This window comes from Halocalculus aciditolerans, assembly GCF_014647475.1.
Classification (GTDB): Archaea; Halobacteriota; Halobacteria; order Halobacteriales; family Halobacteriaceae; genus Halocalculus; species Halocalculus aciditolerans.
Genome location: NZ_BMPG01000001.1, coordinates 826,417 through 843,825, shown reverse-complemented (window position 1 = coordinate 843,825; position 17,409 = coordinate 826,417). Strand labels below are relative to the sequence as shown.

Below are 17,409 nucleotides of genomic sequence, written 5' to 3'. Positions count from 1 at the left end.
GGTCTCGGAGCGGCGCGGAGTCGGGACTGATAAGTCCCACAGGCCCCCGAGAGGACGTATGGGAGTGCGTTCGTTCTTCGACCGGTTCGTCCACCCGTACGTCGCGATGGTCGTCGTCGTCGGCATCGCGATCTGGTTCCTCTCGTTCTTCGTCGCCGCCGCCGGCCTCTACTTCCAGCGGCTCGCCGGCGAGTACCAGCTCGCCGTCCTCCTCTTCTACTACTCCGGCGTCATCGGGACTATCGGCATCGTCGTCATCGCCGCCTGCATCCTCTACCTCGGCGCGATATGGCTGCTCCGCGACGTCCTCGGCGTCATCGGGAGCTGACGCGAAGAAAGCGAAGGAGGGCGAGGGAGAGGGTTATTGTTCGAGGCGAGTGTGGTCGGCGACGTAGCCGTCGGGCGTCGGCTCGACGTCGTCGACGGCGTAGAGGCGGATGTCGCGTTCGGTCTTCGTGACGACGGGGAAGTCGTAGTAGGTCGCGTCGTACCCGGGGGTGTCGCCGTCCTCGCGGCGCGCGTCGACGAACGCGCGGTGGTCGTCGAGTCGCTCCGACTGGATGGCCGTGGAGAGCCCGGGAACCTCGTCGGTGTGTTCGCGGAAGGCGTCGACGAGGTCGGGGAGGCGTTCGACGCCGACGGAGTGGCGGCCGGCGACCATCGCCGCCGTCGTCGTCGTCCCCGTCCCCCAGAAGGGGTCGAGGACGGTGTCGCCGTAGGCGCTGTACATGTTTATCAGGCGGAAGGGGAGTTCGAGCGGGAACGCGGCGGAGCGCTCGCGCGCGTCCCCGTCGAGCGCCTGTCGCTTCCCCCGGATGTCCGTCCAGAGGTCGGAGAACCACTCGTTGCGCTCCTCCCAGAAGTACGCCGCGCCGTAGCGGTCGTCGTCGCCCGGCGGGAAGGACCGCCGGCGGCCGTTCCGGAACACGAGGACGTGCTCGTGTTCGAGGGTGACGTAGGCGTTCGGCGGGAGCGTCCCCGACCCCATGAACTTCGCCGCCGAGTTCGTCGGCTTCCGCCAGAGCACGCCCGGGAGCTGGTCGAACCCGCGCTCGCGGAACGCGCGAACGACGCGTTCGTGGTTCGGGTAGAGTTCGAAGGAGTCGAGCGTCCGCGTCGCGTCCCCGACGTTCACGCAGGCGATGCCGCCGTCTACGAGGACGCGCGCGACCTCGTCCCAGGCGTCGTCGAGCACGTCGTGCATCGCGTCGAACGCCGCGTCGCCGTCCCCGCGGTCGAGCGCCGGCGCGACGCGGTCGTCGAGCGCCCCGAACGCCTCGTCCCACATCTCCACCATCGGATACGGCGGCGACGTCACCACGAGCTCCACGGAGTCGTCGGGGAGCGGGAGCGAGCGAGCGTCCCCGACGGTCACGGTGTGCCGCGTGCGCATTGGCGAGGACTCCGCCGTCCGCCCGCAAAAACCCCCGCCATCGGCGGAAACGTGATAACGACTCCCACCCACGGGTCGGTCGATAGCGCATGCTGGACGGACTCCGCCGACTCCTCGACCGCGTCCGCCCCGACGACGACTTCCCCACCCCGCCGCGAACCGTCGAGGACGCCCACGGCCGCCCAATCCACTACCGCGCGTTCACCGACGCCGACGTCGACGCGCTCGCCGCCATGTACGACGACTTCGACCCCGCGATGCGCGCGCAGGGCACGCCGCCCGTCGGCGAAGCGGCCGTCCGCGACTGGCTCGACCACGTCACCACCGGCCCCGGCGTCGTCGCCCGCCACGACGACCGCGTCGTCGGCCACGTCGCCTTCGTCCCCGACGACGACACCCACGAACTCGCCATCTTCGTCCACCAAGACTACCAGCGCGCCCGCGTCGGCACCGAACTCATCCGCACCGGCCTCGGCCACGCCAGATCGCAGGCCGTCACCCGCGTCTGGCTCTCCGTCGAATCCTGGAAGCGCGGCGCACAGAAACTCTACCGCCGACACGGCTTCACGACTGACGACCCCGTCGGCGCGACCTACCGCATGTCCCGCCGCCTCTAACCGCGTCGCTCACGCCCTCCGAACCGCATCGCCCGCGCGAACGCCAGTGAGTGCGAGCAGGGACGAACCCGTTCGGACCGTGCTCGCGGGTCGTACCTCCCCGCTCGCTTTTTCGCGGTTCTCGCTCGCTCCCGTCCCGGTCGCTCGTTCCGAGCCGCGTCACCCCCCGATTTCGAGGTCCTGCCGGCTCACGTAGATACGCTCGAGCGGCTCGTCGTCGCCGACGAGCGTGACGGTGAATCCGGAGCCGTCGGTCTCGACTTCGACGTCGACGCGTTCGACGTCCGCGGTGGCTTCCGCGGTCCACGTCTCCCCGTCGTAGTCGTCCTCGCGGAGCGCTTCCTCGCCGTAGTCCTCGTAGTCGAGGCGCGTCGAGGCGACGATGAGGTCGTCGGCACCACGGACTTCGACGTCGAGGCCCGCGTGTGAGTCGTCCTCCGTCACGACCAGCTCGTAGGTCTGCATCGACATACGGGGAGTTCGACGCGGTGACAGTTGAGCGTGGGGGCCAGCCGCGGTTCGGGGAAAGACCGCCGCGTCGGTGCGAGCGGCGCTGGGTGCGAGAAAGCGCGGACGTCGACGCCGTGAGCGCGGACGACGGCGGCGACTGTGAGCGAGGGGAAGGCGTCGGAGAACCGGTGAGTGGAGCGTTAGAGGCCGAAGAACGCGGGGATTGCGAGCGTGACGACGACGGCGAGGAGGAGTTGGAGGGGGCCGCCGACGCGGACGTAGTCCGTGAACCTGTAGCCGCCGGGGCCGTAGACCATGAGGTTCGTCTGGTAGCCGATGGGCGTCATGAAGGCGGCGGAGGCGGCGAAGGTGACGGCGAGGAGGAAGGCGAAGGGGTCGGCGTCGACGCGGGTGGCGGTGTCGATAGCGATGGGGCTCATCAGGACGACGCTCGCGACGGGCGTGATGACGTTCGCGAAGAGGCCGGTGAGGACGTAGAAGAGGCCGAGGACGGCGATGATGGGGAGGACGTGCGCGCTCTCGACGAGGAGGCCGGCGACGACGGCCGCGCCGCCGGTGCGCTGCATGGCGACGCCGAGCGGGAGGACGCCGGCGAGGAGGAAGACGATGTTCCAGCTGACGGCGTCGTAGGCGTCGGCGGGCGCGAGACAACCGGTGACGACCATGGCGACGACGCCACCGAGCGCCGCGATGACGATGGGGACGACGCCGAGCGCAGCGAGGCCGACGACGACGGCGACGATGCCGACGGCGACGGGCGTCTTCGCGCTGAGCGGCGCGACGTCGGCCTCGTCGGCGTCGGGTTCGAGGAGGTCCAGTTCGCCCTCGGGGACGTGGGTGACGGAGACGTCGCCCCGCGCTTGGAGGTGGTCGACGCCGGCGGGCGTCGCGTGGAGGAGGAGGGTGTCGCCCGCGCGGAGTTCGACGGTTTCGACGGCGTCGCGGAGGAGGTCGTCGCCGCGCTGCACGGCGAGCACCGTGGTGTCGTAGCGGACGTCGAGTTCGGCTGACGCCGGGGTTTCGCCGACGAGCGCGGAGTCCGGGAGGACGACGGCTTCGGCGACGGTGCTCGCGTCGGTGACGAGGTCGTCGTCGGAGACGTCGCCCGCCCGCGGCTGGCTGAGACCGTACTGGTCGAGGAGGCGGTCGGCGGTTCGCGCGGTCGCGCGGAACGTGAGGACGTCCCCGGCGGCGAGCGTCTGGTCGGAGGACTGCGCGTGGAAGCCCTCGCCGTCCCGCTCGACCTGGAGGAGGTCGGCGTCGGCACCCTGTGCGTCCAGTTCCTCGTGGAACGCGTCGACGCCGCGGCCGACGAGCGCGGAGTCCTCGGGGACGCCGAAGCGAACGAGGTGGCGGTCGACCGCGAACTCCTCGGTGAGGGCCGCGAGCGGCGGGACGCGTTCGGGCGTGAGTCGGCGGCCGACGGTGAGGAGGTAGGCCGCGCCGACGATGAACACCAGCACGCCGAGCGGCGTGAACTCGAACATCCCGATGGGGCCGCGGCCGGGAATCTCGCGCGCGAAGTCGCTCGCGAGGAGGTTCGTCGCCGTGCCGATGAGCGTGAGCGTGCCGCCGAGCATCGCGGCGTAGGAGAGCGGGAGGAGGAGTTTCGACGGCGAGATTCGGGCGCGCTCGGCGAGCCCCGTCACCATCGGGATGAAGACCGCGACGACCGGCGTGTTGTTCACGATGCCGGCGGAGAGCCCGGTCGTCCCGATGGTCGCCGCGAGCAGTCGCGTCTCGTCCCCGCCGGTGAGCCGCGCGAGGTAGACGCCGAGGCGCTCGACGATACCGGTCTGCTGGACGCCCTCGCTGAGGATGTACATCGCGAGGATGGTCACCGTCGCGGGGCTGGCGAACCCCGCGATGGCGTCCGCGGCCGGAACGCCCGTATAGGGTTCGAGGACGGCGAGCGCGACCAGCACGCCGATAGCGGTGAAGTCCGACGGCACCACCTCCGTCACGAACAACACGAGCGCGACGGCGATGAGCGCGAAGACGACGAGCGTCCCCGTCGTCACCGGTGGGACGACCATACACTTCCCGCGTCACGGCCCCGGCAGAAAAGCGATGCGTCCCGCCCGTCCGTTCGTTCCCGTCCGCGCTCAGGCGTCGTCGACCGGGTCGTCGAGCGCGCGCTCGATGGGGTCGTCGCCGCTGAGCACTTCGAACGTCACGCCGTGCGTGCTCGCCATCGGAAGGGCGGTGACGAGGGTTTCCGCGACGTCCTCGCGTGGAATCGTCCCTTCGCCGCGGTCGAGGTCGCGGCCCGTCCGAACCCGGCCGGTTCCGGGGTCGTCAGTCAGCGCGCCCGGCCGCACGATGGTGTCGGTGCGGTCGCTCTCGCGGAGGTAGGCGTCCGCCTCGGCTTTCGCGCGGAGGTACTCGCGGAGTTCCTCGGGCCCCTCCTCGGGCGCGTCGGCGTTCATCGCGCTCAACATCACGAAGCGGTCCGCGCCCGCGTCGCCCGCGGCGTCGACGAGGTGTTTCGCGCCCTCGCAGTCCACGCCCCAGACGTCCGCGCCGCTCGACCCCGCGGCGAACACGACCGCGTCACACCCGCCGACGGCGTCCGGGAGCGACACCGGGTCCGTCAGGTCCGCCACTACCGGCTCCGCGTCCAGCGCCTCGATATCTGCCGCGTACTTCGGGTCGTGCACCATCCCGCGAACCCCGTGCTCGCTCCCCGCGAGCAGTTCGGTCACGTGCTGTCCGACCTTCCCGTGCGCGCCGGCGACGAGTACGTCCATACTCGTCCTTGCGCGCTCGCCCGGAAGAAGTCGACGCCCGTCGGCGGTCTCGCCGAAAACCCCCTTGATGAGTCGTCTCGATGAGTCGAATCAGTAAGTGGAATACCGCGAGTCAGGCGAGGTCGGCGGCGTCGAGGGGCGTCGCGGTGCGCCAGTAGTGGTCGAAGGTGTCGCGCGCCCACGACCGGACCGCGTCGTCATCGGTGTCGAGCGACGCCTGCAGCACGCCGTTCTCGTCGCGCAAGAGCATGTGGACCGTCTCGTCCGCCGTCGTGACGGCGAGCGGGATATCCTCGTCGCGCACGCGGATTTCCGCGCCGTCCGCGTCGAGGAGGGACTCCAACTGCCGGCGGAGCGGCGCGTCGTCCGCGAGCGCGTCGATGGCGCGCTCCGAGAAGACCGCGCGGAACGTCTGCTCGCCCGCCGCGACGCGCGCTTCGACGGCCTCCAGACTCTGGTTGTTGAACGCGTGCGAGAACACCGTGACCGCCTCTGCGTCCCGAATCAGGTCGACGACGCGTTTTACGGGTGCGTCCGGCCGCGTCTGACTCGGCGTCACGATGGTCGCGTCCGCCAGCCGCCCCAGATCGAAATCCATCGCGTGCGTCGGCAGATACTCCACGATGTCGCGGAGCTCCCGCTCCGTCTCGATGATGTTGAGGAGGTCGGTGAACCCGCTCGCCACCAGCCGACCCGTCGCCGTCGCGACGTACTGCGCGCCCGCCCGCCGCACCCACGACCGCTCCTGGAAGTCGGTGAGGATGCGGCCGAGCGTCGCCTGCGACGCCCCCGTCGCCGCCGCCAGTTCGTCCCGCGTCTGCCGGTCCTCCGCGAGCAGCCGCAGGACCTCGACGCGGTTCGGCGAGCGCGCGAGAAACTCCACTTCCTCCAGCACGGACTCCATATACTCCTCCTTCCTCGCCCTCGCGGTAAATCGCTTTCCACCCTGCAAGGGTTGCACGCCGTGCAACGTCCCGCGCGCCGCCCGCCCCGGCCGCGCCCGCGAAACGATTTCTGGACGGCACTATCCCCCTGACGCCCCTCCATCCGTGTATGCACGAACTCCTCGCTCTCTCGCCCGCGGAGGTGACCGCGTAGTGGCCGCGCGCCGCACCGCCCTCGCCTTCCTCGCCGCCAGCCTCCTCTTCGGCGGCACGTTCGTCGCCGCGAAGTACGGCCTCCAGTTCTTCCCGCCGCTCCTCTTCGTCTCCCTCCGCTTCGACGTCGCCGCCGTCGCCCTCGCCGCCTACGTCCTCCTCACCCGCCCGCTCCGGAGCCTGCTCCCCCGCAGCCGCCGCGACCTCGCCGCCATCGCCGCCGCCGGCGTCTTCTCCGTCGGCCTCACCAACGCCTTCCTCTTCGTCGGCCAGCAGTACGCCACCAGCGCCATCGGCGCGATCGTCTTCAGCCTCAACCCCATCCTCACACCCGTCTTCGCCGCCCTCCTCCTCGACGACGAACGCCTCTCCCGCCGCACCGCGCTCGGCATGGCCGTCGGCCTCCTCGGCGTCGCCGTCGTCGTCAACCCCACCCCCGACAGCCTCCTCGCCGGCGGCCTCGGCAAACTCCTCCTCCTCGGCGGCGCCGCCAGCGCCGCCCTCGGCAGCGTCCTCATCCGCCGCGCCGACGGCGACCTCTCCAGCACCACGCGCACCGCCTGGGCCTTCCCCCTCGGCGCACTCCTCACCCACGCCCTCGCCGCCGCCGACGGCCAGACCCTCGACGCCGTCACCTGGACCCACACCGGCCTCGCCGCCCTCGCCTTCGTCGGCGTCTTCGCCGGCGCGCTCGCCTTCATCGCCTACTTCACCCTCCTCGACGACGCCGGCCCCACCCACGCCAACCTCATCTTCTACGTCGTCCCCCTCGCCGCCACCGCCGGCGGCGCACTCGTCCTCGACGAAACCATCACCCCCCTCACCGTCGCCGGCTTCCTCGTCGTCTTCGCCGGCTTCGCCATCATCGGCAGCCGCCACCTCACCACCGCCCTCACCGACTTCCTCCCCACCGACGCGACCCAGAACGCCACCCCCACCGTCCGCCTCGACGACGCCACCGGTCACGACGCCGACTGACCAACACAACACCTTGGCTAGGCAATAACTAAGGGGCACCGACACGAACGGTTGTTCATGACCGATAGCGCCCCCGTGGAACCGTGCCCCGACTGCGACCGACTCGTCAACACCTTCGTCAACACCACCCACTGCCCCTTCTGCAACGAACGCCTTCCAACCCCCGACGCCACACCACCACCGACCGCCCCCGACGAACCCGAGCCCGAACCCGACCACACCGAACGCTAACCGAACACCACAGCAACGCTATCGGTCACCCTCGTCGTTCCAGAGACGCGCTTCGCCGACGCGGATTCGTCACGGCCGATTTCGAACCACTCGTGCCGCTCCCCGCGACCATGGTCACTATCGCTCGTCGAGAACGTTCATGGGTCGAGGCGGATTCGTCCTTGACGCTCGCTCCGCTCGCGTCAACTACGGTCGGACGCGCTCGCTACCGCTTGCGCGTCCTCCCTAGTTCGAATCGCCCCTCCGAACGAATTCGTCGCTCGTCGGTGACTCGCGACAGAATTAGTGGGTCGGGGCGGATTCGAACCGCCGGCCTGCTCCGTGTGAAGGAGCCGTCATAACCGGACTAGACCACCGACCCGGACAGTTCGATGTAGAGGGAGGGAACCCTTAAGGGTGCTTATTCGGAGTTGCGGTAGGCGTCGATTTTGAGGCGGGCGTCGCCGATGGCGTTCTTGGCTTCGCCTTCGGCGCGCTGTTCGAGGTTCTTGAGGTCCGCTTGGAGTTTTTCGACGCGGGAGGGCTCGGGGTCTTTCTCCTTGCCGATGAGTTCGCGGACGCGGGTTTCGACGTCGTCGAGTTCGTCCTCGATGCCGTGTCGGGCGTCTTCGGCGGCTTTGGTGAGGTGGTGTTGCGCGTCTTTGAAGTGTTGGTTCATAGGCGACAGTATACCCGGACGGAGAATAAGCGTGTCGGCGGACTCAGTAGGTTGGCTGGTGTTCGGGGACGCCTTCGCGGGCGTTGACGAGGCGCGCCCACTCGAAGAGGGCGTCGGAAAGGCGGTTGAGGTAGGCGACGACGGCGGCGTTGACGTCTTCGTCGTCGGCGAGGGTGACGGCGCGGCGTTCGGCGCGCCGGCAGACGGCGCGGGCGTGGTGGAGTCGCGACCCGGTCTCGCTCCCGCCGGGGAGGATGAAGTGCGTGAGCGGCTCCAGTTCGGCTTCGGCGGTGTCGATCCACGCTTCGAGTTCGTCGACGTGCGCTTCGGTGATGACGGGCGAGTCCTCGTCGGGGTCGGGGTTCGCGAGGTCCGCCTGGATGACGTGGAGGTGGTTCTGCGCGCCGGAGAGCCACTCGTCGATGTCGTCGTAGCCGGTGGGGCGCGCCATCCCGACGACGGTGTTCGCCTCGTCGACGGTGCCGTAGGCCTCGATGCGGGGGTTCGTCTTCGAGACGCGGGACATGTCCTGGAGGTCCGTCATCCCCTCGTCGCCGCGGCCGGTGTAGATCTTCATCTATGCGTCTACCGCGGGCGCGAGCGTCTTCTCGACGTACTCGACGATGTTCGCGGACTCCGCCATCGTGACGCCGCGGTCGTCGTCGACGAGGACGGGCACGGCGCGCTGCCCGCTCACGCGCTTCACCTCGTTCCGCGTCGAGTGGAGGCCCTCCACCCAGCGCGTCTCGTAGTCGAGACCGAGGTCGTCGAGGGCGTCGTGGACTTTCTGACAGTACGGACAGCCGTCCAGCGAGTACAGCACGAGGTCGTCGCTCATACTCGAAGTGGGACGGGAAGCCTCATAGGAGTTTCCCGCGAACACGCCCGGTCGTTTCGCGCCCGGTCGGTTCCTCTGGGTCAGTGGTCCGGCGGCCCGGCCGCCTGAGGAGGCGGCTCGCCGGAGCGGGCCGGAACTGCGCGTCGGGGCTGGCCGTCGACGCCGGATAGCAGTAGTCAAGTGCCCGAGTCAGATAGAGGAGGGTAACCGACCACTCATGATCGAACGCACGTATACGAGTGAGATTACGGAAGCGATGGACGGCGAGACGGTGTCCGTCGCGGGGCACGTTCACGAACTCCGCGACCTCGGCGGGCTGGTGTTCGTCATCGTCCGCGACCGCGACGGCCTCATTCAGGGCGTCTTCAAGGAGGACCGCGAGCCCGAGCTCTTCGAGCAGGCCGAGGAGCTGGGCGCAGAGGACGTCGTCCGCGTCACGGGCGAGGTCACGGAGTCCGGGCAGGCCCCCGGCGGCGTCGAACTCGTCCCCGAGGAACTGGAGGTTATCGACGAGGCGGACGCGCCGCTCCCGCTCGAAATCTCGAAGGACGTCGACGCCGACCTCTCCACGCGCCTCGACCACCGCGGCGTCGACCTCCGCCAGCCCGAGGTGATGGCGGTCTTCACGCTGAAGTCGAAGCTGATGGACGCGATGGAGGAGTGGTTCCAGAACGAGGGCTACGTCGACGTCGAAACTCCCTTAATCTCGAAGGGCGGCGCGGAAGGCGGCGCGGAGCTCTTCCCGGTCGTCTACTACGAACAGGAGGCGTTCCTCTCGCAGAGCCCGCAGCTCTACAAGCAGATTCTGATGGCGTCGGGCTTCGATAAGATCTACGAGGTCGGGACGGCGTTCCGCGCGGAGGACTTCGCGACGAGCCGTCACGTCTCCGAGATCTCGATGTTCGACGTCGAGCTCTCCTACATCGAGGACCACCACGACGTCATGGACGTTCAGGAGGAGTCGCTGCGCTACGCGCTCCGGGCCGTCGCCGACGAGGCCGAGCGCGAACTCGACGAGCTCGGCGTGGACCTCACCGTCCCGGAAGAGGACTTCCCGCGCATCACGTTCGACGAAGCCCTCGACATCCTCGAAGCCCAGTTCGGCCACTTCCCCGAGGACCCCACGGACCTCGACACGAAGGGCGAGCGCCTGCTCGGCCAGCACTTCGAGGAGCAGGGCCACCCCGCGTTCTTCGTCGTCGGCTACCCCGGCGAGAAGTTCTACTACATGCAGGACGTCGAGGGCGACGACATCGCCTCCCGGAAGTTCGACCTCATCTACAAGGGCCAGGAGCTCTCCTCGGGCGGCCAGCGTCAGCACGACGTCGACGTCATGAAGGAGGTCATGGCGGAGAACGACGTCCCGGAGGAGAACTTCGAGTTCTACCTCGAAGGCCTCAGCTACGGGACGCCGCCCCACGGCGGCTACGGCCTCGGTATCGACCGACTCGTCCAGAAGGTCTGCGACCTCGACAACATCAAGGAAGCCATCCTCTTCCCGCGCGACCCGACGCGCCTCACGCCCTAGGTTCGCGGTCCCACGGCGATTCGGCGGGAAGACCTTTTTCTCGGCGTCCGATAACGGGAGACGATGGCTTCGTTTGCTGATCGGCTCGCGGCCGTCCGGTCCGTCGACGCCGACGAGAACCGCCTCGTCTCCCTCACGCTCCCGCCGGACGGTGATTTGAACGCCGCGCTAGCGGACGTGGAAGAAGACCACGCGGCGGCCGAATACTTAGACGAGTCGGCGAGCGAGCCCGTCGTGGAGGCGCTCGGTGCGGTGCGCCACCGCCTCCACGAGTATACGGAGATCCCCGACGGCGGCCTCGCGGTCTACGCGGGCGTCGTCGACGGCAGCCTGACGGAGTTCGTGTTCGACGACCTCGACCGGCCAGTCAGCGAGCGGGTCTACGCGGTCGAGAACGCGTTCGTGACCGAGCCGCTCGACGCCGCAGAACGCGGCGGCGGGCGGTACGGCCTGCTGGTGGTGGAGCGCGGCGGCGCGGCGCTCGGCGTCTACGAGGACGGCGGGGTGACGCCCGTGGAGCGGGTCGACAGCGACGTGATGGGGAAGCACTCGAAGGGCGGGCAGTCGGCGGCGCGGTTCGCGCGCCGCCGCGAGGCCCAGAAACGCGCGTTCTTCGCGGAGGTCGGTGCGGCCGCGGCGGACGCGTTCACCGACCCGCTCGTCGACGGCCTCGCGCTCGGCGGCACCGAAATCACGGTCGAGGAGTTCCGCGACGCCGACGTGCTCGACTATCGACTCGCCGACCGCCTCCTCGACACGTACCCCGTCGACCACGCCTCCGAGACGGGCCTGCGCGAACTCGCGGAGCGGGCGCGCGACGACTTCGACGCGGACGGCGAGGTTCGAGAGACACTGGACGCGTTCTTCGACGGGGTGGGCGACGAAACAGTCGCGTACGGCGTGGACGCGGTGGACGACGCGCTCACGTACGGCGCGGTCGATACCCTCCTCGTCGCGGCGTCGCTGGACGCGGAACGCCGACAGCACCTCCGCGAGCGCGCGGAAGACGAGGGCGGCGACTGCGTCGTCGTGTCTGCGGACTCCGACCGCGGGGCGCGGTTCGTCCGCGGGTTCGACGGCGTCGGCGCACTCCTCCGCTTCCCCATCGAGTAGATATCCATATCGCCACATTCGGTTTATCGACTCGTGGTGGCGTCGCTCGGGCGGTGCGGAGGCGTTCGGTGCAGAGCGGTCTCGGCGCGGCGGCGTGGTCGGTCCGAGGTGTTCAGATACGCATAGACCATCGCCACAACCACCGCGGGGTTGGAAATCGAAAGGGGGCCGACTGCTCGGCGAGCGAGATCGTTCGAAAGGCGCAAAGCGCCTTTCGTGATGACGAGAGAGCTTCGCTCTCTCGAACCAACCCGCAAGCACGGCCGGAGGCCGCGCGCAGCGGCGTTCGCAGCCGCCGAGCAGTCGGGGGGTTTCGGAAACGACGGCTCCGACGTTTCTCCCGTCACAATCGCCTCATGTGAACAGTACCGGCCGGTCGAACCAGTACGTTAACGTACGCGCCGGCCAGAGGAGCGAGTATGGCTACGGAACTGGAACGGGAGTGCCCCGACTGCGACGCGGAACAGGAGTTCTACCGCGCGGCCGCGACCCACCTCCACCTCGGGTTGAAGACGAAGTGGTTCTGCACCGACTGCGGCTACGGGTTCGTCAAGATCGACGGCGACATCGACTCGCTCCCCGCGTAACGATACGGATTCTCTCCGTCCTCCACCGCCGCGTAGCCATCGCCACGCGACGCCGCTCGACGCGAGTACGGCGCAAAATGCTGTCGCGGGCAATGTCGGGAGCGAGAGCGAGTGTCGGGTGAGGAAGGCTCGCAGAGGCGTCGCCGGGGTCGTAGCGCGTTGTCGCCGGGCGTCAGTGGCGGAGTTAGTCGTAGTGGGCGTCGACGTGCGTGGTGATAGCGTCGACTGTGCGGTCGCTGTACGCCTCGACGGCGCGGTCGAGGTCGGCGGGGTCGACGGGACAGGTGGATTCGACCTCATTCGGGTTGCGCGCCCACGTGGAGAGCTGGTCGTCGTACCAGTAGGTCATCGGGGTGACGTGGGCGTGCGTCTCGTCGGCGTCGTAGTAGGCTTGTTCGCCGAGGTAGTGTTCGTTCTCGGCGTCGATACCCGCCATGAGCGAGTGGCCGAGCTCGTGGATGGCGGTGACGGGGATAGCGCGTTTCGGCGAGTAGGGGACGGGGGCGAGCGAGACGAAGGCGTCGACCCACGTGTTCGTGTAGGCGAGACCGTGGGCGTAGCCGTCGTCGCCGGCGATTCCGGCGACGCGCGTGCAGACGCCGGCGGCGAGCGCCGGACCGACCGAGCGGGTGCGGAGGGCGTCGCTCGCGAGGCGCGTCGGCCCGGCGTCGACGAGGACGTGGAAGGTCGTATTCCGGGTTTCGTCCGGTGAGAATCGGTCTTTCAGCCAGCCGTCGACGGCGGCGTCGAGGGCGCTTCGGTCGGCGGTGTTCGGCCGGTCGCCGTCGTAGGTGACGGTGTCGCCGACGGCGAGGTAACCGTCGGGAAGTCGGTCGGCGGCAGTGTGGAGCGCGCGTTCGGCCTGGTCGCGGTCCTCGCCGGAGACGCCCGTGTCGAGGATGCGAACGGTGAGCTTCGCCATCGTGAGTTCCCACGCGTGTAAACCCCCCGCGCGAACTTAATTGTGTGTGCGCTCCCAGAGAAATCTATTGGGTTACTGGCTGTAGGGGAAGGCGTCGACGGGGATGACCGAGTAGTCGACGCTGAGGATGTCACGGGTCGCGCGGACGCGGCCGACGAAGGAGGAGATGCCTTCGAGACTCCCCTCGAGGATGAAGAGCTCCATGCAGTAGTGGTCGCCGACGTGGTTGTGGACGTTCGCCGTCACGAGGTTCTCGTGCTCGTGGCGGAGGTGCATCATGCGCTCTTCGACGGCGGTCTCCTCGTAGTTGAAGAGCACGGTGACGACGCCGATGAGGTCGCGGTCCTCCAACTGTTTGTCCTCGAACTCACCGAGGAGGTTGCGCGCCGCTTCCCTGACGACCTCGCTGCGACCGGTGTAGCCGTGGTCGTCGGCGAACTCGTCGATACGCTCTAAGAGCTCGTCCGGCATGGAGACGCTGACGACGGTCATATTGTTAACTGAGTCGCCAATGAGTAATAAGAAGCTAGTAAATCGGCCGGTCAGTCGTCGAGGGCCTGCCAGGACAGGCGGGGGTTCCGGGCGGCGGTGGTCTGGTCGATGCGGCGCGCGGTCGTGCGTTCGGGGGCGGCGTGGAGGGTTTCGTCGTCTTCGTCGGCGACGGCGGTGAAGGCGTCGGCGAGCTGGTCGAGGCTCCGCTTGCTCTCGACCTCCGTCGGTTCGGTCATGAGGGCTTCGGGGACGATGTCCGGCCACTTCGTCGTGGGCGGGTGGACGCCGTAGTCGAGCATGCGCTTTGCGACGTCGGCGGCGTCCTGGTCGCCGGCGGACGCGACGAACTCGTGGTGGAAGGGGCCGTGCGGAACGTCGTAGGGAACCCGTTCGGCGAGGTAGTTCGCGTTCAGGACCGCCTTCGCGGAGGCGTCGCTGAGGCCGTCGTCGCCGAGACGCGCGATATAGGCGTAGGCCTTGACGAGCACGAGCCAGTTCCCGGCGAAGCCGTGGAGGTGACCCACCGAGTTCTCGGGAGTGTACGTCTCGAACACGCCGTCGTCCGTCTGGCGGACGTGGGGGTCGGGGAGGAAGTCGGCGAGACGGTCGACGACGCCGACCGGGCCGGCTCCGGGGCCGCCGCCGCCGTGCGGGGTCGCGAACGTCTTGTGGACGTTGTAGTGCATGATGTCGAAGCCCATGTCGCCCGGGCGAGCGCGGCCGAGGAGCGCGTTCAGGTTCGCGCCGTCGTAGTAGAGGAGGCCGCCGGCGTCGTGGACGGTCTCGGCGATGGTCTCGATGTCGCGTTCGAAGAGCCCGAGCGTGTTCGGGTTCGTGAGCATGAGCGCGGCGGTCTCCTCGCCGACCGCGGCGTCGAGCGCGTCGAGGTCGACGCGGCCGTCGTCGGCAGAGGGGAGTTCGACGACGTCGTAGCCCGCGAGCGCCGCCGACGCGAAGTTCGTGCCGTGCGCGCTGTCCGGGATGACGATTTCCGTCCGCTGGTCGCCCTCGCCGTTCGCCTCGTGGAACGCCGCGGCGATGCGGATGCCCGCGAACTCGCCCGCCGCGCCCGCGGGCGGCTGGAGCGTCACGGCGTCCATCCCGCCGATTCTCGCCAGCTGGTCCTGAAGGCCGTGCATGAGGCCGAGCGTTCCCTGTACGCTCTCCTCGGAACGGTCCGGGTGAACGGCCGCGGACGGCCGCGCCGCGAGGTCCTCCGTGAACTTCGGATTGTACTTCATCGTACAGCTCCCGAGCGGGTACGGCCCGGAGTCGACACCGTAGTTCTGCTCGCTCAGGCGGACGTAATGTCTCGCGAGCTCGGGCTCGGAGAGCTCCGGGAGCTCCAGTGAGTCCCGCGTGAGGTCGTCGGGGAGCGAGGACTCCACCTCGACGTCGCGCGTGCCTTTCTCGGAGAGGAGCGGTTCGTACGTCTCGTCGTCGTGCGTCCAGCGTGCCTGGTCGTAGTTCATAGTGCCTCCTCGAAGGCCGCGACGAGGTCGTCGGCGGCGTGTTCGTTCACGTCGGTGATACAGACCTGAATCTCGGTGTCGCCGACTTGGTGAACGGCGAATCCGTCAGTTTCGAGTTCCTCGCAGACCTCGCCGGCGGGCCGGTCGACGGCGACGACGAACTCGCGGAAGTGGTGGCGGTCGTGGACGGGCGCGGTGACGCCGTCGATGGCGTCGAGGTCGGCGGCGAGCGCTCGTGGCAGGTCGACCATGTCGTTCGCGAGGTCGACGAGGCCCTGCGGGCCCAGGGAGGCGGCGTGGATGGCCGTGCGGAGCGCGACCCACGCCTGATTCGTGCAGATGTTCGACGTGGCGCGCTCCCGGCGGATGTGCTGTTCGCGCGTCTGGAGCGTGAGGGTGTACGCCCGCACTCCGTTCTGGTCCTCGCTCGCGCCGACGAGTCGCCCCGGGACCTGCCGGAGGAACTCCTCCCTACACGCGAAGAGGCCGAGCCCCATCCCGTAGGCGTGGCCGACGCCGAGGGCGGCGGCGTCGCCGACGACGACGTCCGCGCCGACGTCGCTCGGCCGCTGGAGGAGAGAGAGGGCGACGGGGTCGCTGCCGAGGCAGAAGAGCGCGCCCGCCTCGTCCGCGATGTCGCCGATCTCTCGGAGGGATTCTTCGATAGCGCCCGTGACAGTCGGGTTCTCCGCGTAGACGAACGCGGTGTCCGCGTCCGCGGCCTCGCGGAGCGCGTCGACGTCGAGCGTCCCGTCGACAGTCGGGACGGTCTCGACGTGGAGGTCCTGGCCGCCGAGGTAGTTCTCCAGCACTTCGAACTGCGCCGTGCGGAGGTTCTCGGGGACGAGAACCGCGGTGCCGTCGACGCTCCGCGCGCGGTCGGCGAGGAGCGCGGCCTCCGCGAGCGCCGTCGCGCCGTCGTACATCGAGCAGTTCGCGATTTCGAGCCCCGTCAGCTCGACGAGCATCGACTGGTACTCGAAGAGCACCTGCAGGAAGCCCTGCGTCACTTCCGGCTGGTACTGCGTGTACGAGGTGATGAACTCCGAGCGCTGGGAGAGGTGGTCGACGAGCGACGGGACGTAGTGCGCGTAGTGGCCGCGCCCGAGGAACTCCGTCAGGTCGTCGTTCGCCCCGAGGAGATCGCCGACGTGCCGCCGCGCCTCCTGCTCGCTGCGCGCGTCCAAGCCGAACTCGCCGTCGAACCGGACGGACGCGGGAATGTCGAAGAGATCCTCTTCCGAGTCGACGCCGACGGCGTCGAGCATTTCTGCCGTTTCGTCCGGCGTGTGCGGCGCGTACGGGCTCCCCCCGCGTTGTCCGCTCATCGTCGAACCTCTGTCGTGTCGCGCGTGCTCATGCGCGGTGATTGCGGACCGGAGGATATGATACTCCCGGTTCCGGAACCACGCGAGCACCGAAAACTACGCACGTTCGTGTATGTGTTAGCGGGTGGGTTGTCCAGTGTGGGCAAAGACGCGTATCAATCAGCCGTTTCGACGTCAACCCCGCCAACCGACGAAGACGACAGAATAAACCAATGATCGCGATACAGAATCGCGTGTTCTCGCCGAGCCCAACCTGGCTATTTGGACATCTACAAACCACCACTCGGCTAATATTTTCGCGCTCTCTTCGCTGGCATCTGGTCTTCCTAGAGGAATCGATGCCCAAACGCTCGCTGCCTTCCTGAATAAGGGGGTTCAGAAAGGATACTGGACACTGAAAGAGAAACAAGGGCGTGTGATGGTCACGCCATCCGTCTCGGCTTCCAGTACCGGGATCTCGTCTACCTCGTTGAGTAGTAACTCGACTGGTGTGACCGCTCAGGCAACGAACTGTGGCCAGACCAAACTGACATACTCTATCCAGACAACCTATGCCCAGGTTAACCTCTGGATGGACCATCAACTCACGAAGCAAGTTGCGGCGTCCCTCATCGCAGGAGATGCGGTAAGTGCCGTTACCGCGGTTATCCTGGACGCGACCGGAATCGGCGCTGTCCCAGCAGTGGTTCCGGAGATTATATCTATAGCGTTAACGGCTTTCATCGGAGAAATTGAGGTGTACGACGACGGGTGTGGTGTTGAAATTACTTACAAGAGATACTACGTCGGAGGAACAACGGGGAGTATTCACAGTCAGTGACTCGTGAGTTGAAAGAATGGTACATTTAACACTTAGAATTCATAAGTATCGACATGGATAACTCCTATCGTAAGAGAGCAGCGGGCATGCTAGCTCTCTGGATCATAAATTTGA

20 protein-coding genes and 1 tRNA gene are annotated in these 17,409 nt (G+C 68.1%); 8 read left to right on the top strand and 13 right to left on the bottom strand.

The features are described from left to right. The first annotated feature begins 58 nt into the window (after positions 1–58). Complete coding sequence (locus IEY26_RS04295; protein ID WP_188976179.1) at positions 59–328, top strand: hypothetical protein; 270 nt, start codon at positions 59–61, stop codon at positions 326–328. A 33-nt stretch (positions 329–361) separates the two neighbouring features. On the opposite strand, the gene IEY26_RS04290 is transcribed toward IEY26_RS04295, so the two are convergent. After that, on the bottom strand, positions 362–1,393 hold the full coding sequence (locus IEY26_RS04290) for a DNA-methyltransferase (RefSeq protein ID WP_188976177.1): 1,032 nt from the start codon (positions 1,391–1,393) through the stop codon (positions 362–364). An 89-nt stretch (positions 1,394–1,482) separates the two neighbouring features. Here IEY26_RS04290 and IEY26_RS04285 point away from each other — a divergent pair, with 89 nt between their 5' ends. Next, positions 1,483–2,010: a GNAT family N-acetyltransferase gene (locus IEY26_RS04285; RefSeq protein ID WP_188976175.1), complete on the top strand. Its 528-nt coding sequence runs from the start codon at positions 1,483–1,485 to the stop codon at positions 2,008–2,010. Positions 2,011–2,169: 159 nt separating this feature from the next. On the opposite strand, the gene IEY26_RS04280 is transcribed toward IEY26_RS04285, so the two are convergent. From IEY26_RS04280 to IEY26_RS04265, 4 genes are all read right to left on the bottom strand, one after another. Continuing rightward, positions 2,170–2,481 carry a hypothetical protein gene (locus tag IEY26_RS04280; protein WP_188976173.1) on the bottom strand — a complete coding sequence of 104 codons (312 nt, stop codon included), beginning with the start codon at positions 2,479–2,481 and terminating at the stop codon, positions 2,170–2,172. Between the two features lie 179 nt (positions 2,482–2,660). Further along, positions 2,661–4,517 carry an SLC13 family permease gene (locus IEY26_RS04275; protein ID WP_188976171.1) on the bottom strand — a complete coding sequence of 619 codons (1,857 nt, stop codon included), beginning with the start codon at positions 4,515–4,517 and terminating at the stop codon, positions 2,661–2,663. A 69-nt stretch (positions 4,518–4,586) separates the two neighbouring features. After that, positions 4,587–5,231: an SDR family oxidoreductase gene (locus IEY26_RS04270; protein WP_188976169.1), complete on the bottom strand. Its 645-nt coding sequence runs from the start codon at positions 5,229–5,231 to the stop codon at positions 4,587–4,589. Between the two features lie 112 nt (positions 5,232–5,343). Beyond that, positions 5,344–6,135, bottom strand: a complete 792-nt coding sequence (locus tag IEY26_RS04265) for a helix-turn-helix transcriptional regulator (protein ID WP_188976167.1) — start codon at positions 6,133–6,135, stop codon at positions 5,344–5,346. A gap of 193 nt (positions 6,136–6,328) precedes the next feature. On the opposite strand from IEY26_RS04265, the gene IEY26_RS04260 reads away from it, so the two are divergent. Continuing rightward, the gene (locus IEY26_RS04260; protein WP_188976165.1) at positions 6,329–7,306 is read left to right on the top strand and encodes a DMT family transporter; all 978 of its coding nucleotides are present in this window, start codon (positions 6,329–6,331) and stop codon (positions 7,304–7,306) included. A 57-nt stretch (positions 7,307–7,363) separates the two neighbouring features. Continuing rightward, positions 7,364–7,537: a hypothetical protein gene (locus tag IEY26_RS04255; RefSeq protein ID WP_188976164.1), complete on the top strand. Its 174-nt coding sequence runs from the start codon at positions 7,364–7,366 to the stop codon at positions 7,535–7,537. A 286-nt stretch (positions 7,538–7,823) separates the two neighbouring features. On the opposite strand, the gene IEY26_RS04250 is transcribed toward IEY26_RS04255, so the two are convergent. From IEY26_RS04250 to IEY26_RS04235, 4 genes are all read right to left on the bottom strand, one after another. Beyond that, positions 7,824–7,898 (bottom strand) — tRNA-Val (locus IEY26_RS04250). A 39-nt stretch (positions 7,899–7,937) separates the two neighbouring features. Next, entirely contained in the window at positions 7,938–8,195 is a 258-nt protein-coding gene (locus IEY26_RS04245) for a DUF7553 family protein (protein ID WP_188976162.1), read from the bottom strand. Between the two features lie 43 nt (positions 8,196–8,238). Continuing rightward, entirely contained in the window at positions 8,239–8,772 is a 534-nt protein-coding gene (locus IEY26_RS04240; RefSeq protein WP_188976160.1) for a cob(I)yrinic acid a,c-diamide adenosyltransferase, read from the bottom strand. After that, on the bottom strand, positions 8,773–9,033 hold the full coding sequence (locus tag IEY26_RS04235; protein ID WP_188976158.1) for a glutaredoxin family protein: 261 nt from the start codon (positions 9,031–9,033) through the stop codon (positions 8,773–8,775). It abuts the gene before it with no gap. A 217-nt stretch (positions 9,034–9,250) separates the two neighbouring features. Between IEY26_RS04235 and aspS the strand changes: the two genes are divergently transcribed. From aspS to IEY26_RS04220, 3 genes are all read left to right on the top strand, one after another. Then, complete coding sequence (aspS, locus tag IEY26_RS04230) at positions 9,251–10,561, top strand: aspartate--tRNA(Asn) ligase (protein ID WP_188976156.1); 1,311 nt, start codon at positions 9,251–9,253, stop codon at positions 10,559–10,561. Positions 10,562–10,624: 63 nt separating this feature from the next. Continuing rightward, the gene (locus IEY26_RS04225) at positions 10,625–11,674 is read left to right on the top strand and encodes a Vms1/Ankzf1 family peptidyl-tRNA hydrolase (protein WP_188976155.1); all 1,050 of its coding nucleotides are present in this window, start codon (positions 10,625–10,627) and stop codon (positions 11,672–11,674) included. 419 nt (positions 11,675–12,093) lie between these two features. Continuing rightward, entirely contained in the window at positions 12,094–12,261 is a 168-nt protein-coding gene (locus IEY26_RS04220) for a DUF7838 family putative zinc beta-ribbon protein (protein ID WP_188976154.1), read from the top strand. A gap of 184 nt (positions 12,262–12,445) precedes the next feature. On the opposite strand, the gene IEY26_RS04215 is transcribed toward IEY26_RS04220, so the two are convergent. From IEY26_RS04215 to gcvPA, 4 genes are all read right to left on the bottom strand, one after another. Then, positions 12,446–13,183, bottom strand: coding sequence for a hypothetical protein (locus IEY26_RS04215; RefSeq protein ID WP_188976152.1), 738 nt, complete (start codon positions 13,181–13,183; stop codon positions 12,446–12,448). A 72-nt stretch (positions 13,184–13,255) separates the two neighbouring features. Then, on the bottom strand, positions 13,256–13,675 hold the full coding sequence (gene nikR / locus IEY26_RS04210; protein WP_188976150.1) for a nickel-responsive transcriptional regulator NikR: 420 nt from the start codon (positions 13,673–13,675) through the stop codon (positions 13,256–13,258). Between the two features lie 50 nt (positions 13,676–13,725). Beyond that, positions 13,726–15,147 (bottom strand): aminomethyl-transferring glycine dehydrogenase subunit GcvPB, encoded by a 1,422-nt coding sequence (gene gcvPB, locus IEY26_RS04205; RefSeq protein ID WP_188976148.1) that lies wholly within the window; start codon positions 15,145–15,147, stop codon positions 13,726–13,728. Further along, positions 15,144–16,475, bottom strand: a complete 1,332-nt coding sequence (gene gcvPA / locus IEY26_RS04200) for an aminomethyl-transferring glycine dehydrogenase subunit GcvPA (RefSeq protein WP_188976146.1) — start codon at positions 16,473–16,475, stop codon at positions 15,144–15,146. Before gcvPA ends, gcvPB begins: the two co-directional genes overlap by 4 nt. A gap of 490 nt (positions 16,476–16,965) precedes the next feature. Between gcvPA and IEY26_RS04195 the strand changes: the two genes are divergently transcribed. Further along, positions 16,966–17,295, top strand: coding sequence for a hypothetical protein (locus IEY26_RS04195; protein WP_188976144.1), 330 nt, complete (start codon positions 16,966–16,968; stop codon positions 17,293–17,295). Positions 17,296–17,409: the final 114 nt, after the last annotated feature.

Coding starts and splice junctions, on each gene's coding strand:
- IEY26_RS04295 (WP_188976179.1), top strand. CDS start 59: ATGGGAGTGCGTTCGTTCTTCGACCGGTTCGTCCACCCGTACGTCGCG.
- IEY26_RS04290 (WP_188976177.1), bottom strand. CDS start 1,393: ATGCGCACGCGGCACACCGTGACCGTCGGGGACGCTCGCTCGCTCCCG.
- IEY26_RS04285 (WP_188976175.1), top strand. CDS start 1,483: ATGCTGGACGGACTCCGCCGACTCCTCGACCGCGTCCGCCCCGACGAC.
- IEY26_RS04280 (WP_188976173.1), bottom strand. CDS start 2,481: ATGTCGATGCAGACCTACGAGCTGGTCGTGACGGAGGACGACTCACAC.
- IEY26_RS04275 (WP_188976171.1), bottom strand. CDS start 4,517: ATGGTCGTCCCACCGGTGACGACGGGGACGCTCGTCGTCTTCGCGCTC.
- IEY26_RS04270 (WP_188976169.1), bottom strand. CDS start 5,231: ATGGACGTACTCGTCGCCGGCGCGCACGGGAAGGTCGGACAGCACGTG.
- IEY26_RS04265 (WP_188976167.1), bottom strand. CDS start 6,135: ATGGAGTCCGTGCTGGAGGAAGTGGAGTTTCTCGCGCGCTCGCCGAAC.
- IEY26_RS04255 (WP_188976164.1), top strand. CDS start 7,364: ATGACCGATAGCGCCCCCGTGGAACCGTGCCCCGACTGCGACCGACTC.
- IEY26_RS04245 (WP_188976162.1), bottom strand. CDS start 8,195: ATGAACCAACACTTCAAAGACGCGCAACACCACCTCACCAAAGCCGCC.
- IEY26_RS04240 (WP_188976160.1), bottom strand. CDS start 8,772: ATGAAGATCTACACCGGCCGCGGCGACGAGGGGATGACGGACCTCCAG.
- IEY26_RS04235 (WP_188976158.1), bottom strand. CDS start 9,033: ATGAGCGACGACCTCGTGCTGTACTCGCTGGACGGCTGTCCGTACTGT.
- aspS (WP_188976156.1), top strand. CDS start 9,251: ATGATCGAACGCACGTATACGAGTGAGATTACGGAAGCGATGGACGGC.
- IEY26_RS04225 (WP_188976155.1), top strand. CDS start 10,625: ATGGCTTCGTTTGCTGATCGGCTCGCGGCCGTCCGGTCCGTCGACGCC.
- IEY26_RS04220 (WP_188976154.1), top strand. CDS start 12,094: ATGGCTACGGAACTGGAACGGGAGTGCCCCGACTGCGACGCGGAACAG.
- IEY26_RS04215 (WP_188976152.1), bottom strand. CDS start 13,183: ATGGCGAAGCTCACCGTTCGCATCCTCGACACGGGCGTCTCCGGCGAG.
- nikR (WP_188976150.1), bottom strand. CDS start 13,675: ATGACCGTCGTCAGCGTCTCCATGCCGGACGAGCTCTTAGAGCGTATC.
- gcvPB (WP_188976148.1), bottom strand. CDS start 15,147: ATGAACTACGACCAGGCACGCTGGACGCACGACGACGAGACGTACGAA.
- gcvPA (WP_188976146.1), bottom strand. CDS start 16,475: ATGAGCGGACAACGCGGGGGGAGCCCGTACGCGCCGCACACGCCGGAC.